At 67.3% G+C, this 539-nt stretch carries 1 protein-coding gene; it reads right to left on the bottom strand.

From position 1 onward, the window contains the following. Nucleotides 1-539: hypothetical protein (locus tag AC1Q6P_RS24000; RefSeq protein ID WP_492666276.1), on the bottom strand; the 539-nt coding region annotated here is incomplete at both ends.

Consider the following 539-nt stretch of genomic DNA (forward strand, 5'->3'; position numbering starts at 1 on the left):
GTCTGGTTGCCGGCGCTGGCCCACTCGGCGATCTGCTTGCCGCCGAGGTAGATATACGCCGTGCTGCCCGCCGGCCGGGGCCCACCGCTGCTGGTGGCCCAGAGGATCTGCCCGGCCTGGCTGTACAACTGCAAGCGGGTGCTGCCGTCGCTGCTGTGAACACGGATGCGCCGGCCGTGGCCGTCATACAGGTAGCCGCCGCCCAGGCTGGAGCTTCTGAGGCGGTTGCCCAGGTCAAAGTCAAAGCTCTGGGTGGCCAGGGTGCTGCTGGCCGTGCCGCCGGTCGTGACGGCACGGCTCAGGCGGTTTTTCTCGTCGTAGCTGAAGACGCTGCTGCGGCTGCCCACCGTGGCGCTCTTGAGGTTGTCCACCGCGTCATAGCTGTAGCTGGCATTGCCCCAGACGCCGGGGGCGTTGGCCGTCCAGAGGCGGTCCAGCTCGTCATACGTCATGGCCCGGCTGAAGAGGCCGGCTTCCTGCTGGTCGGTGATGGCGGTGACGTTGCCGTTGGGGTCGTAGCTGTACTGGTCTTGCATGAC

The sequence above is a fragment of the Roseateles sp. GW835-FHT13E02 genome, assembly GCF_058794035.1.